General features: G+C 39.5%; 8 protein-coding genes and 2 pseudogenes. All 10 read left to right on the forward strand.

Annotation, left to right across the window (positions count from 1 at the left end; genetic code table 11):
* The first annotated feature begins 142 nt into the window (after positions 1-142).
* A complete protein-coding gene (gene ltrA / locus C1G53_RS08710; RefSeq protein ID WP_105118400.1) occupies positions 143-2,056 on the forward strand; it encodes a group II intron reverse transcriptase/maturase in 1,914 nt (637 codons plus the stop codon).
* A gap of 147 nt (positions 2,057-2,203) precedes the next feature.
* Positions 2,204-2,326 (forward strand): annotated as a pseudogene (locus C1G53_RS13685) (CHAP domain-containing protein); the annotation flags it as partial.
* A gap of 341 nt (positions 2,327-2,667) precedes the next feature.
* Complete coding sequence (locus C1G53_RS08725; RefSeq protein ID WP_105111810.1) at positions 2,668-3,303, forward strand: hypothetical protein; 636 nt, start codon at positions 2,668-2,670, stop codon at positions 3,301-3,303.
* A 267-nt stretch (positions 3,304-3,570) separates the two neighbouring features.
* Positions 3,571-8,466 (forward strand): SspB-related isopeptide-forming adhesin, encoded by a 4,896-nt coding sequence (locus tag C1G53_RS08735; protein WP_105118401.1) that lies wholly within the window; start codon positions 3,571-3,573, stop codon positions 8,464-8,466.
* A complete protein-coding gene (locus C1G53_RS08740) occupies positions 8,467-8,658 on the forward strand; it encodes a calcium-binding protein (protein ID WP_001068448.1) in 192 nt (63 codons plus the stop codon).
* A complete protein-coding gene (locus C1G53_RS08745) occupies positions 8,642-9,193 on the forward strand; it encodes a hypothetical protein (RefSeq protein ID WP_105111457.1) in 552 nt (183 codons plus the stop codon). Before C1G53_RS08740 ends, C1G53_RS08745 begins: the two co-directional genes overlap by 17 nt.
* A 48-nt stretch (positions 9,194-9,241) precedes the next feature.
* A pseudogene (locus C1G53_RS08750) lies at positions 9,242-15,166 on the forward strand (SNF2-related protein).
* 88 nt (positions 15,167-15,254) lie between these two features.
* The gene (locus tag C1G53_RS08755) at positions 15,255-15,419 is read left to right on the forward strand and encodes a peptide-binding protein (protein WP_024410551.1); all 165 of its coding nucleotides are present in this window, start codon (positions 15,255-15,257) and stop codon (positions 15,417-15,419) included.
* 20 nt (positions 15,420-15,439) lie between these two features.
* The gene (locus C1G53_RS08760) at positions 15,440-15,523 is read left to right on the forward strand and encodes a 23S rRNA methyltransferase attenuator leader peptide ErmL (RefSeq protein WP_032498970.1); all 84 of its coding nucleotides are present in this window, start codon (positions 15,440-15,442) and stop codon (positions 15,521-15,523) included.
* A 124-nt stretch (positions 15,524-15,647) separates the two neighbouring features.
* The coding region (locus C1G53_RS08765; protein ID WP_221929317.1) for an rRNA adenine N-6-methyltransferase family protein at positions 15,648-15,758 on the forward strand (111 nt) is incomplete at its 3' end.

Genomic DNA, 15,758 nt, shown 5'->3' on the forward strand with positions numbered 1-15,758 from the left:
GTGGTGGCACGACCTTTGAAAGTGTTGTAATGATACTGGAGGAACAGCCACTAGTCAATAGTGTATTGTTATGAACTTTATCATTTCATGGATTCTTGTAAGACATAAAAGGTCACGAATCCAAAGAGAGGAGTGATAGACCATGACGAAAACCAAAAATGATGACAAACTATTAAAACGTCAAAAACTAAGGTATGCAGAATACTATGGCATGACCAAAATATTTGACGATTTATATTCCAAAAGTCAAAATGGATTCAACTTTAAGAATTTGATGAACATTATCACATCTCCCGAAAATATACTACTCGCTTATCGTACCATAAAGCGGAATGGTGGTAGTCAAACCGAGGGTGTAGATGGTGTTACCATTAAAGACTTAGAAAATTTGACCCAAGAAGACTTTATCTCTAAAGTTCAAAGAAGATTTCAACATTATAGACCCAGAAAGGTCAGAAGAGTAGAGATTCCTAAACCAAATGGAAAGAAAAGACCACTAGGCATTCCCTCAATGTGGGATAGGATTGCTCAACAGTGTATTTTACAAGTGTTAGAGCCAATATGTGAAGCTAAATTTTACAAACATAGTTATGGATTTAGACCTCTACGGTCAGCTGATAACGCTATTATGGACTGTATGTATCGTATGAATAAAAGTCATATGACTTATGTCGTTGACGTTGATATTAAAGGCTTTTTTGATGAAGTGAATCATACTAAGTTAATGCGTCAAATCTGGACCTTAGGCATCAGGGATAAACAACTTCTAGTGATTATTCGAAAAATGTTAAAAGCACCAATTGTTCTTCCGAATGGAAAAGTGAGCCATCCAACTAAGGGCACACCACAAGGAGGTATCCTATCTCCGCTACTTGCCAATATCAATCTTAATGAATTTGATTGGTGGATAGGACGACAATGGGAAGAAAGAGATTGTAAGGAATTAGTTCCTCAATATAATTCCAAGGGAACAAGGCACAAGTCACATGTTTATAGAAAGCTGCGAGCTTCAACGACACTAAAAGAGATGTATATTGTTCGATATGCGGATGATTTTAAAATCTTTTGTCGAAATAGGAATGAGGCAGAGCGAACGTTTAAGGCTGTAAAATTGTGGTTAAAAGAGCGACTTAACCTTCCTGTTTCGGAGGAAAAATCTCAAATTACCAATCTGAGAAAGAAAAGCAGCGAATTCCTTGGGATTACTTTAAAGCTGGTTTCTAAGAATAATCGTTTTGTCTGTTTTTCTCATGTTGCACCGAAAGCCAAGAAACGTATTAAACATCAACTGAAACAACAGATGAAATTGATACAAATTAAAGGTGTTAAAGAAACAATTATTCGTGAAATACAGAAGTATAATAGTATGGTTATCGGTATTCATAACTACTATAGTATGGCAACACATGTGAGTAAGGATTTAGAAGAAATTCATTATCAGCTTTACCTCTCTTTTAAAAATCGATTGCAGGCGAAAGGTCTGACAAAAATAGGAGAATACAAGGGAAAAGATAAAGGGGTTCTCCCTTACCTTCAATCTCAAAATATTCGGTACTTAATGGGTTATCCAATTCTTCCAATTAGCTATGTCAAGACGAGGACATTAAAAGGAAGAAATAAGAATCTGAATAGGTATACTCCTGAGGGGAGAAAATTGATTCATAAACAACAGGAATCTGTTGAAACATGGAAATTAAAATGGCTGAGAGAACACCCAATTATAAATAAGCGTGCAACAGTTGAATATAACGATAATCGAATTTCTTTATTTGTAGCTCAAAAAGGGAAATGTGCTGTAACCGGTCAGGAATTGGATATGGATGATATTCATTGTCACCATAAGAGACCTTGGTCAGAAACAAAGGATGACTCTTATAGGAACCTTATCATTGTTGGACGAGATAGTCATCGCCTTATTCACGCAACAAATGAGAAGGCTATCAAAAATCTCTTTCAGCTTTTGAATTTGAGTAATACAGGACTGACCAAATTAAATCAGTTGCGTGAACTTGTAGGAAATCCACCATTATTGAAAGAAAATTTGAACTTAGAATAATCATGTTAATCATATTAATATAGCACGATAAAGCAAAATCGTGATAATACACTATTGATGGAACGCCGTGTGCGGTGAAAGTCGCACGCACGGTGTGAAGCGGGGGAAAAGATGGAGATAGTATCAAAGTTTTACCTATCGCTATAAAAAGTCTACCCAGATGGCTCATTCCTTATCTCCGAAACCAACTATAATGGCAATCCAAACTACACCTTCCGAAAATTATCTGGAGTGGATAGTAGTTTGAGTTTTGCTTATACGACGAAATAAAAATATTAGAATACTTGTCTTCTTGTCCCAAATATTGTATGATATTTAGGACAAAGTGGTCATTTCATCTAAACTTTAAGCGTGAACATAGGTGTTGACAAATAAGGAATTATCCTATATAATAAGGATAAATAAAGATTATAAATTACTTGTGGGCTAGTGGATATGGTCTGCACCCGCCTGTGGGCTCCGCACTCAGTTCAAACTGTTTGTTGAGAAAAAGAATAGCAGGACTGCCTACCCTTGAGGAATAGATAGGGCATATCTAGCGTGAGGTGAAACTCAATACGTGGAAGAGAAGGAAGCACCTGCTTCCTTCTCTTTTTTAGGAGAAAATTAGAATGACATATACTTTGGAATGGCTCAAGACCTTTGATGGAGAGATTGATATTCTCAATGTCGATATGTCTTGTTTGGCCAATACTATTGAGAAATATGTTTCTCAGTACAAATACGTTTATCAGACAAATATGGAGGACTATCCTAAAATTGTTCTCTCCGTCCCAAATTCCTCTATTCCCCATCTATTAGGATTATCAAGAGATCATCATGTCAATTTACCAACTAATAATGCAGGGAGTATTTTTGAAGGATTAAAGGATGATTGGACATTGCAGCGTCTAAATAAGGCTGATAATGGATGGTTTAACGAAAATAAATTCAAAATCGTTGGTACATTACTACTTTATCAAATGTTACATGTGATGGAATGTAAATTTTATACAACGGATGGTATTTTGAATAGAAAAGTTGGTAAACGATTTAGAAGAGATAATATTTATTTTGTGGTCTTCAAATTAAGTAATGGTATTAGTTACACCGTTGAATTATCACATGAACAAGGAAATCAATACTTTCCAAGAAGTCTTAAAATCAACGACACCTTAATTACAAATTGTAGAGAAATAGAGCTGAAACTTGTTGACAAGAAACGCTTTAAGACTGCTAAAGTTAGAAAGGTTAATTGGCCGTCTTAATGTAAAAATTGATTTGGTGATAATCAGGTCATCCACTTTTATGGGTGGCTTTTTTCTTTTCCCTCATTTTATTGTGATAACAAAATCAAGCCTTCTTTTTTATGATGGTATTGAACTTGGGCTACGAGCTGTACAAAAAAGAGAGTTTCTCCTAGAACGGAAAGTTCTTCGTCAAAACTCCTATTTTTGTCGTGCTCGCTTAACGCCCTCGTATCTAATAAAGAGTGACAGTTTGTTGCTACATAAAAAAGAAAAGAAGGACTATTTATGACCAAAACATGTAATCATCACTTTCTTGTCAATCAGGAAAAAGGCGAGAAACACGTCTTTCGCAAGAGTAAAAAATATCGCACTCTATGTTCCGTTGCCCTTGGAACCATGGTGACGGCTGTTGTTGCTTGGGGAGGAACGGTTGCACATGCAGACGAAGTCACATCATCAGTTGACACCACTATTCAACGAACGGAGAATCCAGCCACGAATTTACCAGAAGCACAACCAAACCCTGTATCTGAACAAACTGAAAGTTTAGGGTCAACTGGACAATCTAATGGTGCAATCGCTGTCACCGTACCACATGATACGGTAACACAAGCAGTTGAACAGGCAAAGGCTGAAGGTGTTTCTACGGTTGAAGATAGCCCAATGGATTTAGGAAATACAACTTCTGCGGCAGAAACCAACCAACAAATTTCAAAAGCTGAAGCAGATGCCCAAACACAGGTTGATGCTATCAATGAAGTCACTGAAACCTACAAAGCTGACAAAGCAGCTTATGAGGATGAAAAAGCTCGCATCGAACAGGAAAATAAGGAGCTGTCACAGGCCTACGAAGGGGCCAACCAAACTGGTAAAGAGACAAATGCTTGGGTTGATTCTAAAGTCAATGACCTAAAATCTCAGTATGCAGATGCTGACGTGACAGTAAAAGAACAAGTAGTTTCATCAGGAAATGGGACATCTGTATCTGACTACAGAAATTTTGGTAAGGCTGTTGAAACTATCCAATCCGCCAACGAACAAGCATTAGCGGATTATCTAACAAAGAAAACCAAGGCAGATGATATTGTTGCGAAAAATCAGGTCATCCAAAAAGAAAATGATGCTGGACTTGCTAAGGCAAAAGCAGATAACGAAGCCATTGAAAGGCGTAATCAGGCAGGTCAAGCTGCTGTAGATGCTGAAAATCGTGCAGGTCAAGCTGCGGTGGATCAGGCTAATCAGGAAAAACAACAATTAGTTTCAAATCGAGCAGCTGAGATTGAAGCCATTACAAAACGTAATCAAGAAAAAGAAGTCGCAGCCAGAAAAGAGAATGAAGCGATCGATGCCTACAATGCCAAAGAAATGGAACGCTATCAACATGACTTGACCGAGATTTCGAAAGGTGAAGAAGGTTATATTTCTGAAGCCCTTGCTCAAGCTCTAAATCTAAATAACGGTGAACCCCAAGCACAACATGGGGCCATTACCCGAAATCCTGCTCAGATCATTTCAACTGGTGATGCCATGCTTGGGGGCTACTCAAGAATCTTAGATTCCACGGGCTTCTTTGTCTATGATAGCTTCAAAACAGGTGAGACTCTTAGTTTTAACTATCAAAATCTTCAAAATGCTCGATTTGATGGGAAAAAGATTAGTCGTGTGACTTACGATATTACCAACCTTGTATCACCAGCTGGAACCGATGCCGTGAAATTGGTTGTGCCAAATGATCCAACCGAGGGCTTTATTGCCTATCGAAATGACGGAAACGGTGACTGGCGAACAGACAAGATGGAGTTTCGTGTAGTTGCTAAGTATTTCTTGGAAGACGGTTCACAAGTTACCTTCTCCAAAGAAAAGCCAGGAGTCTTCACACACTCTTCCCTCAATCATAATGACATTGGTTTAGAATATGTTAAAGATTCATCTGGGAAATTTATACCGATTAATGGCTCAACCGTTCAAGTGACTAATGAAGGTCTAGCACGTTCTTTGGGTTCCAACCGTGCTAGTGATTTGAATTTACCTGAGGAATGGGATACCACATCAAGTCGTTATGCTTATAAAGGAGCAATTGTCTCAACAGTTACATCAGGAAATACCTACACAGTAACCTTTGGGCAAGGCGATATGCCACAGAATGTTGGCTTGTCATACTGGTTCGCCTTAAATACCCTACCAGTTGCACGTACAGTAACACCGTATAGTCCCAAACCTCATGTAACGGTGGAACTTGAACCCATTCCAGAACCTATTACGGTAACACCAGATGTCTTTACTCCTAAAACATTTACACCAGAAAAGCCTGTGACCTTCACGCCAAAGCCTTTGGAAGAAGTGGTGCAACCTAGTCTAACTTTGACCAAGGTAACCTTACCTGTCAAACCTATTCCAAAAGAACTTCCAACGCCACCACAAGTACCCACTGTCCATTATCATGCGTACCGTTTGACGACAACTCCAGAGATTATGAAAGAAGTGGTCAATAGTGACCAAGCTAATCTTCATGAGAAAACTGTCGCAAAAGATTCAACGGTGATTTATCCCTTAACAGTTGATGCCTTATCGCCCAATCGTGTCCAAACGACTAGTCTCATTTTTGAGGACTACTTGCCTGCTGGTTACCTATTTGATAAGGAAACAACACAAAAAGAGAATGGAAACTATGTCCTTAGCTTTGATGAGACTAAGAATTTTGTGACCTTGACCGCAAAGGAAAACTTGTTGCAGGAGGTAAATAAAGATTTAACCAAGGTTTATCAACTGACCGCTCCAAAAGTCTATGGTTCTGTTCAAAATGATGGGGCAACCTATTCCAATAGTTACAAACTCCTTTTGAACAAGGGCACAACCAATGCTTACACAGTCACTTCAAATGTTGTAACGGTTCGTACACCAGGTGATGGGGAGACAACCACACTCATTACACCAGATAAAAACAATGAAAATGCGGATGGTGTCCTCATTAATGACACGGTCGTAGCCCTTGGTACAACCAACCACTATCGTTTGACTTGGGATTTGGACCAGTATAAGGGAGATCGTTCTGCTAAAGAGACAATTGCACGAGGCTTCTTCTTTGTGGACGATTACCCAGAGGAAGTGCTTGATGTGGTGGAAAATGGGACGGCTGTTACAACCCTTGACGGTCAGAAGGTATCAGGAATTACGGTTAAAAACTATGCTTCCCTAAATGAAGCCCCTAAAGACCTTCAAGATAAATTGGCTCGTGCTAAGATTACACCGACAGGTGCCTTTCAAGTCTTTTTGCCGGATGACAACCAAGCCTTTTATGACCAGTATGTTCAAACAGGAACTTCTTTAGCTCTTTTGACCAAAATGACGGTGAAAGATAGTCTCTATGGTCAAACTAAGACCTATACAAACAAGGCCTACCAAGTGGATTTTGGCAATGGCTATGAAACCAAAGAAGTGACCAACACCCTTGTTTCTCCAGAACCCAAGAAACAAAACCTAAACAAGGATAAAGTGGATATCAATGGGAAGCCCATGCTAGTGGGAACTCAAAATCACTATACTCTCTCATGGGACTTGGACCAATACCGAGGGATTAAAGCAGACAACTCTCAGATTGCACAAGGTTTTTACTTTGTGGATGATTATCCAGAAGAAGCTTTATTGCCGGATGAAGCAGCTATTCAGTTTGTCACATCTGATGGCAAAACAGTTTCAGGAATCACAGTGAAGTCTTATTCTCAATTATCAGAAGCTCCGAAAACACTACAAGCAGCCCTTTCGAAACAAAAAATTCAGCCTAAAGGAGCTTTTCAAGTTTTCATGCCTGAGGACCCACAAGTCTTTTTTGAATCTTATGTGACCAAGGGGGAGAATATTACCATTGTCACTCCAATGACGGTTTTGGAAACCATGCTTAATTCAGGGAAGTCTTATGAAAACGTGGCTTATCAGGTGGACTTTGGGCAAGCCTATGAAACCAACACGGTGACCAATTTTGTCCCTAAAGTAACTCCACATAAGTCTAATACCAATCAAGAAGGTATTTCAATTGATGGAAAGACTGTTCTTCCGAATACGGTCAATTATTACAAAATTGTCTTGGATTACAATCAATACAAGGACATGGTCGTGACGGATGATGTTCTTGCCAAGGGATTTTACATGGTAGACGATTACCCAGAAGAAGCCCTTACCCTAAATCCTGATGGCATTCAAGTTTTGGATAAGGATGGCAATCGTGTATCTGGTATCTCTGTCAGCACCTACGCTAGTTTGTCAGAAGCTCCGAAAGTCGTCCAAGATGCCATGGCTAAACGTCAGTTTACACCTAAAGGAGCCATTCAGGTCCTTAGTAGCGATGATCCCAAAACCTTTTATGAGACCTATGTGAAGACTGGTCAAACCTTAGTTGTCACGCTTCCGATGACTGTTAAAAATGAGTTGACCAAAACAGGTGGTCAGTATGAAAATACAGCCTATCAGATTGATTTTGGCTTGGCCTATGTCACGGAAACAGTGGTCAATAATGTTCCCAAATTAGACCCACAAAAAGATGTGGTGATTGACTTGTCTCATAAAGATGAGAGCCTTGACGGGAAAGAAGTGGCCTTGCATCAAACCTTTAACTATCGCTTGGTTGGAGCATTGATTCCAAGCAATCGTGCGACTGATTTATTTGAATATGGTTTTGAAGATAACTATGATGAAAAGCATGATGAGTACAATGGTGTTTACCGCAGCTATCTGATGACGGATGTCACCCTCAAAGACGGTTCTGTCTTAAAAGAGGGAACAGAAGTCACGAAATATACCTTGCAACAGGTGGATACAGAAAATGGCCTAGTGTCAATTTCATTTGATAAATCCTTCTTAGAGACTATCTCTGATGATTCAGCCTTTCAGGCAGATGTTTACCTTCAAATGAAACGGATTGCGGCTGGTCAGGTGGAGAATACCTATCTCCATACAGTGAATGGCTATGTCATCAGTTCAAATACAGTTGTAACACATACACCTCAACCTGAAGAACCAAGTCCAAATCAACCCACTCCACCTCAACCACCGATTGAGTCTCTTGAACCGCCTGTTCCAGCAAGCATTTTGCCAAATACAGGGGAACAGGAATCCCTTTTGGGCTTGATTGGAGCTGGTATTCTACTTGGTACGGCTTATGGACTGAAGAAAAAGGAGGAGAAGTAGATGAATCCAAAAACTATTTATGAAAAGGATTCAGACCAAGATGGTTTGACAGATGCTCAGGAACTAGCTTTGGGAACCAATCCGCAGTCTGTTGACACAGATGGTGATGGTCAAGCTGATTTAGAAGAGCTACAATCTGGACATTCACCACTAGTCCCACAAAAGGAGTTGTGTGATGGCTTGGAACTTTGACACCATGAAAGAGGCTTTGTCTGAAATGGAGAAGGTCGATTACCAAGAGTTTATCAAGGCCTTTCTCTCTTTGGAATTAAGTATTTCTGATAGAACAATCCTCAATCAGGTTTATCAAGATTATATGGATGAAGATGATCTATCCTTGATTAGTGATGAGCTACGAGATAAAGTGGATAGTTATCAGGATGAACTACAGGCAGATATGACTGACATTCTGGAAAAGCTGTACCGAACAGGTGAAGGCTCTAGTTTTATTATGGATTTAATGTCCTCAAATAGTCTCTCAGACACCTTGGAACAGTATGAGGTTTTGGATAGTGACGATTATTCACCACTTAGCCTTGAAATCTTACAGGCCATGATTCAACAGGACTTGGCTATTTCCAGTCAGGATTATTTTGGAGATTTGGTTCACCTTGCCTTGCAAAAAGATTTTCTAGACCAGAAAAGTCGTTTCTTACAACACTATGTGGCAACTGTAATGGAAGGTATTCCACAAGAAAGAGACCAACGAGCCTTGGTCCTAGATTAACGTAAAGGGCTGAGAAAAACTCTCAGCCCTTTTGAAATGGGAGGGAAAATGAATCAAGAAGTCTTACTACAAATGATGAGAGCCACCATTCCTCTTGATAGGGCCCTGCTTGAGGCATTTTTATATTACCAAGCAGAGCATTTTGATGAGGAGTGGAATAGTCTTATTCGTCAGTTTTTGACCAATAGGAAAGAAATTAAGAAATCTGTTCAGGTACTTCACTTTGAGACAGATGTTTCAGCTTTTGTCCAGGCTAGTCCTTATGATACTGCTCATGATCTATTGACCTATACACAAGTATTCGGCCAAACTGGTCTCCAAAAACTTGACCAACTATCGCCGTCTGAAAAAGACTTGGTGATTGAAGTGGCCTTGTTCAATCTGGCCACTCGTTTTCAACTATTAGACTCAAATGGACACTACCAAACTATTTCACCAGATTCTCTATTACAAAAGAGTAGGGGAGCTAATTTGGTCAATGTTTATCGTGTGGCTAATAATTTAGCGGATCGGATTAGTCGAGATATTGAACAGTTTCTCTTGACTTACGAGCCTGAGCTTGAAACAAAAGTAGATGAAACAGTTCTAGAAAATGAAGAAACTGGTGATGAGCACAAAGCTAGTGTTCATCAAGCAATATCATTTAGAGAAGATGGCTCTCTCATCATTGCTAGTTTGGATGTAGATTTGTCTCAACTAGATGTTCAAACAGGAAAAACAAGTCATCTGCCAGCTTATGAAGAGTTGTCTTTACGACGTAAATTTGAGATTCTAACATATTTTGACCAAATTCGAAATGAACGTTCCAAAGTCCCAAGTTTTAGACGAGGTGATTTTGATACTGAGACGGAAATGACACCAGTCTTTGAGGGCGAGGAGTTACTTACCTATCTAGAAGCTGATGGCACTCCCTATGAGCTGAAACGAACGCTGACCACAGTCGAAGAAAAGGAATTAGAAAAAATTGGACAAGCCATTTGGATAGAAAATCAAGAAAAATTGACTCAGCTAGGGATTGAGCTATCTCAGTTTGAATCAGACCAAGTCGGTATTTTATTGGATGCGGCAGGTCGTTTTCGTTTGAAAAATGCGGACCTTGCTTTACTAGGTGGCTATCCCAAAGCCTCGGTAACTCAACTAGCCCTTGCGACCGAACTACTCCAAATGGGATTGAGTCATGATAAAGTAGAATTTTTCTTTGGCAGTCAACTTTCTTTAGAAGAGTTGCGACAGGTTGCTTATGCCTTTTTACATGAAGAATTAAGCAGAGAAGACGCGGAGCAATTTGAAAAAGTTAAAGGCAATCAGCCAGATTTAACTTTCAGAGATTGGAAGAATAAGCTAGAGAAAGCTGAGGGAAAAGAAGTAGTTGATGAAGAATTTGCGGAAAATCCACTGGTTCAGAGAGTATTGGACACTTATCCTCTGAGGTCATTGGTTTCCTATAAGGGACAGGACTTTGAGGTCGTGTCGGTCAGCGATGCTCGATTGAACGGTTTGATTCGGATTGAGTTAGTCAATGATTTTTCAGATATCATTGAACAAAATCCAGTTCTTTATGTGAGGACCTGGGAAGAAGTCAGTCAGGCACTTCATCAGCCAATGGCAGAACCACAAACAGAGATAGAAGACGCGGACCAAGAACTAAATCTTTTTTCATTTCTGGAAGAGGAGCCAGGTCAGAGTATCGGATTATTGGATCCAGATGGTTCAGAAAAAGGTCATAACGATACTGATCTTGAAGATACAGATAATCAAATTCCTGAAGAGGAGGTAGTCGAAATAATTCCAGATAGTCCAGTAACAGACTTCCATTTTCCAGAAGATTTGACGGACTTCTATCCTAAGACTGCTAGAGATAAGGTTGAGACAAACATTGCGGCTATTCGGTTGGTAAAAAATCTAGAAGTAGAGCACCGTATTGCTTCACCAAGTGAACAAGAACTCCTTGCCAAGTATGTGGGTTGGGGCGGTCTTGCCAATGATTTCTTTGATGACTATAATACAAAATTTTCTAAGGAACGAGAAGAACTGAAAAGCTTAGTCACAGATAAAGAGTATTCGGATATGAAACAGTCCTCCCTGACAGCCTATTATACAGACCCAGCCCTGATCCGTCAGATGTGGGATAAGTAGGAAAGAGATGGTTTTACAGGCGGAAAAATCCTAGACCCTTCCATGGGAACAGGGAATTTCTTTGCGGCTATGCCAAAACACTTAAGAGAAAAGAGTGAGTTATATGGCGTGGAATTAGATACTATTACAGGAGCCATTGCCAAGCACCTTCACCCGAATAGCCATATCGAGGTCAAAGGATTTGAGACGGTTGCTTTTAATGATGATAGTTTTGATTTGGTAATTTCAAATGTGCCATTTGCCAATATTCGGATCGCGGATAACAAGTACGATAAGCCTTATATGATTCATGACTATTTTGTTAAAAAATCCCTTGATTTGGTGCATGATGGTGGGCAAGTAGCCATTATCTCTTCAACAGGAACAATGGATAAGCGAACAGAAAACATCTTACAAGATATTCGTGAGACAACTGAATTTCTTGGTGGGGTTCGACTGCCTGACTCTGCCTTTAAGGCCATTGCAGGAACCACTGTCACAACGGATATGTTGTTCTTTCAGAAACACTTAGACAAGGAATATGTGTCAGACGACTTAGCCTTTTCAGGTTCCATTCGTTATGAAAAGGATAGTCGCATTTGGCTCAATCCATATTTTGATGGGGAATACAATAGCCAAGTGCTAGGAACCTATGAGGTTAGAAACTTTAACGGTGGAACACTTTCTGTTAAGGGGACTAGTGATGACTTGATTGCAAGTGTTGAAGCAGCTCTACATCAAGTAAAAGCCCCAAGAGAGATTGATAGAAATGAGGTCATCGTTAATCCAATTGTGTTGACCAAACAAGTCATTGATACCTCCATTCCAGCTGAAATGAGGGAGAATCTAGGTCAGTACAGTTTTGGTTATCAGGGTTCTACAGTTTACTATCGAGATAACAAAGGCATTCGAGTCGGAACCAAGACGGAAGAAATCAGTTACTATGTCGATGAAGAGGGCAACTTCAAAGCATGGGACACCAAACATTCTCAAAAGCAGATTGATCGCTTTAATAGCTTAGAAGTTACAGATGGCACTGCTCTGGATGTCTATGTGACCGATGATGCAGCTAAACGCGGACAATTTAAGGGGTATTATAAAAAGACAGTTTTCTATGAAGCTCCTTTGTCTGATAAAGAAGTGGCACGAATCAAAGGAATGGTCGATATTCGCAATGCTTACCAAGAGGTCATTGCCATTCAACGCCATTATGACTATGATAAGAAGACTTTTAACCACTTGTTAGGCAAACTCAATCGTACCTATGATAGCTTTGTCAAACGCTATGGGTATTTGAATAGTGCTGTGAACCGCAATCTTTTTGATAGTGATGATAAGTATTCGCTTCTTGCTAGTTTGGAAGATGAACGTCTGGATCCAAGTGGAAAGTCTGTTATCTATACTAAATCCCTTGCTTTTGAGAAGGCTTTAGTGCGTCCTGAAAAAGAGGTTAAAAAGGTACATACAGCCCTTGATGCCTTAAATTCCAGCTTGGCTGACGGACGAGGTGTTGATTTTGCTTATATGATGTCTATCTATCAGGTTGAATCGAAGATGACCTTGATTGAGGAATTAGGTGACCTCATTATGCCTGATCCTGAGAAGTATTTGAATGGGGAGCTGACCTATGTTTCTCGCCAAGACTTTCTGTCAGGGGATGTCGTTACCAAGTTAGAAGTGGTGGACCTATTTGTCAAACAAGACAATCAGGACTTTAACTGGTCGCATTATGCAGGGTTACTTGAGACGGTCAAACCAGCACGTATTACTTTAGCAGACATTGATTATCGAATCGGTTCACGCTGGATTCCTTTGTCTATTTACGGAAAATTTGCCCAAGAAACCTTTATGGGGAAAGCCTATGAATTGTCAGACCAAGAAGTAGTAACAGTCCTTGAAGTCAGTCCCATTGACGGGGTTATCACTTACCAATCTAAGTTTGCCTACACCTATTCCAACGCAACGGATAGGAGTTTAGGTGTCCCTGCTTCACGCTATGATAGTGGTCGAAAAATCTTTGAAAATCTCCTGAATTCCAATCAACCAACCATCACAAAACAAGTTGTCGAAGGGGATAAGAAAAAGAATGTGACAGATGTGGAGAAAACAACGGTCCTACGTGCCAAGGAAACACACCTACAAGAACTCTTTCAAGGTTTTGTAGCAAAGTATCCAGAAGTCCAACAAATGATTGAAGACACCTATAATAGGCTCTACAATCGTACAGTATCAAAGTCCTATGATGGTAGTCATTTAACCATTGATGGACTTGCCCAGAATATCTCCTTACGTCCTCACCAAAAGAATGCCATTCAACGAATTGTGGAGGAAAAACGTGCCCTACTAGCCCATGAGGTAGGGTCTGGAAAAACCTTGACCATGCTTGGGGCAGGATTCAAACTGAAAGAACTCGGAATGGTACATAAACCACTTTATGTGGTGCCGTCTAGTCTGACTGCTCAGTTTGGTCAAGAAATCATGAAATTCTTCCCAACCAAAAAAGTCTATGTGACCACTAAGAAAGACTTTGCCAAAGCCAAACGTAAGCAGTTTGTGTCTCGGATTATTACAGGGGACTATGATGCCATTGTCATTGGAGATTCACAATTTGAAAAAATTCCAATGAGTCGTGAAAAACAGGTCACCTATATCAATGACAAACTCGAGCAACTCCGAGAAATCAAGCTAGGAAGTGACAGTGATTACACGGTGAAAGAAGCGGAACGTTCGATTAAGGGATTGGAACACCAGTTGGAAGAACTCCAAAAACTAGAGCGAGATACCTTTATCGAATTTGAAAACCTTGGAATTGATTTTCTTTTTGTGGATGAGGCTCATCACTTCAAGAATATCCGTCCAATCACTGGACTTGGGAATGTCGCGGGAATTACCAATACCACTTCAAAAAAGAACGTAGATATGGAGATGAAGGTGAGACAGGTTCAGGCAGAGCATGGCGATAGAAATGTTGTTTTTGCGACAGGAACACCAGTTTCTAACTCCATCAGTGAACTTTTCACCATGATGAATTACATTCAGCCCGATGTTTTGGAACGATATCAGGTATCCAATTTTGACTCATGGGTTGGGGCTTTTGGGAATATCGAAAACTCTATGGAACTAGCCCCGACAGGTGATAAATACCAACCTAAGAAACGGTTTAAGAAATTTGTCAATTTGCCTGAACTCATGCGAATCTACAAGGAAACCGCCGATATTCAGACTTCTGATATGCTTGATTTACCTGTACCTGAAGCTAAGATTATTGCGGTGGAAAGCGAGTTAACGCAAGCTCAGAAATACTATTTAGAAGAACTGGTAGAGCGTTCAGACGCTATCAAGTCAGGTAGTGTCGATCCAAGTAGAGATAATATGTTAAAGATAACCGGGGAAGCTAGAAAACTAGCCATTGATATGCGGTTGATTGACCCTGCTTATACCTTATCAGACAATGAGAAAATCCTTCAAGTCGTTGATAATGTCGAGCGGATTTACCGTGAAGGAGCTGAAGACAAAGCCACTCAGATGATTTTCTCTGATATTGGAACGCCTAAAAGTAAGGAAGAAGGATTTGATGTTTACAATGAACTTAAGGACTTGCTTGTCGATCGAGGGATACCAAAAGAAGAAATTGCCTTTGTGCATGATGCCAATACTGATGAAAAAAAAAACTTACTGTCTAGAAAGGTCAATAGCGGAGAAGTACGGATTCTCATGGCTTCTACGGAAAAAGGGGGAACAGGATTAAACGTCCAATCACGTATGAAAGCAGTCCACCATTTAGACGTTCCCTGGAGGCCGTCTGATGTAGGACGGATTTTGCGGACATTCAAAATAAAAAAGAATGTGATATATTAATCACAAATCACTTATCACAAATCACAAGTGATTTGTGATTGTTGATGATAAAATAAGAATAAGAAGAAATAGAAAGAAGTGAGTGATTGTGGGAAATTTAGGCGCACAAAAAGAAAAACGAAATGATACACCAATCAGTGCAAAAAAAGATATAATGGGAGATAAGACGGTTCGTGTTCGTGCTGACTTGCACCATATCTTAAAATTTTGTATAATAGGAATTGAAGTTAAATTAGATGCTAAAAATTTGTAATTAAGAAGGAGGGATTCGTCATGTTGGTATTCAAAATGCGTAATGTAGATAAAACATCTACTGTTTTGAAACAGACTAAAAACAGTGATTACGTAGATAAATAAATACGTTAGATTAATTCCTACCAGTGACTAATCTTATGACTTTTTAAACAGATAACTAAAATTACAAACAAATCGTTTAACTTCTGTATTTATTTATAGATGTAATCACTTCAGGAGTGATTACATGAACAAAAATATAAAATATTCTCAAAACTTTTTAACGAGTGAAAAAGTACTCAACCAAATAATAAAACAATTGAATTTAAAAGAAACCGATACCGTTTACGAAATTGGA

This window comes from Streptococcus suis, from assembly GCF_002960445.1.
In the GTDB taxonomy this organism is placed as follows: domain Bacteria; phylum Bacillota; class Bacilli; order Lactobacillales; family Streptococcaceae; genus Streptococcus; species Streptococcus hyiners.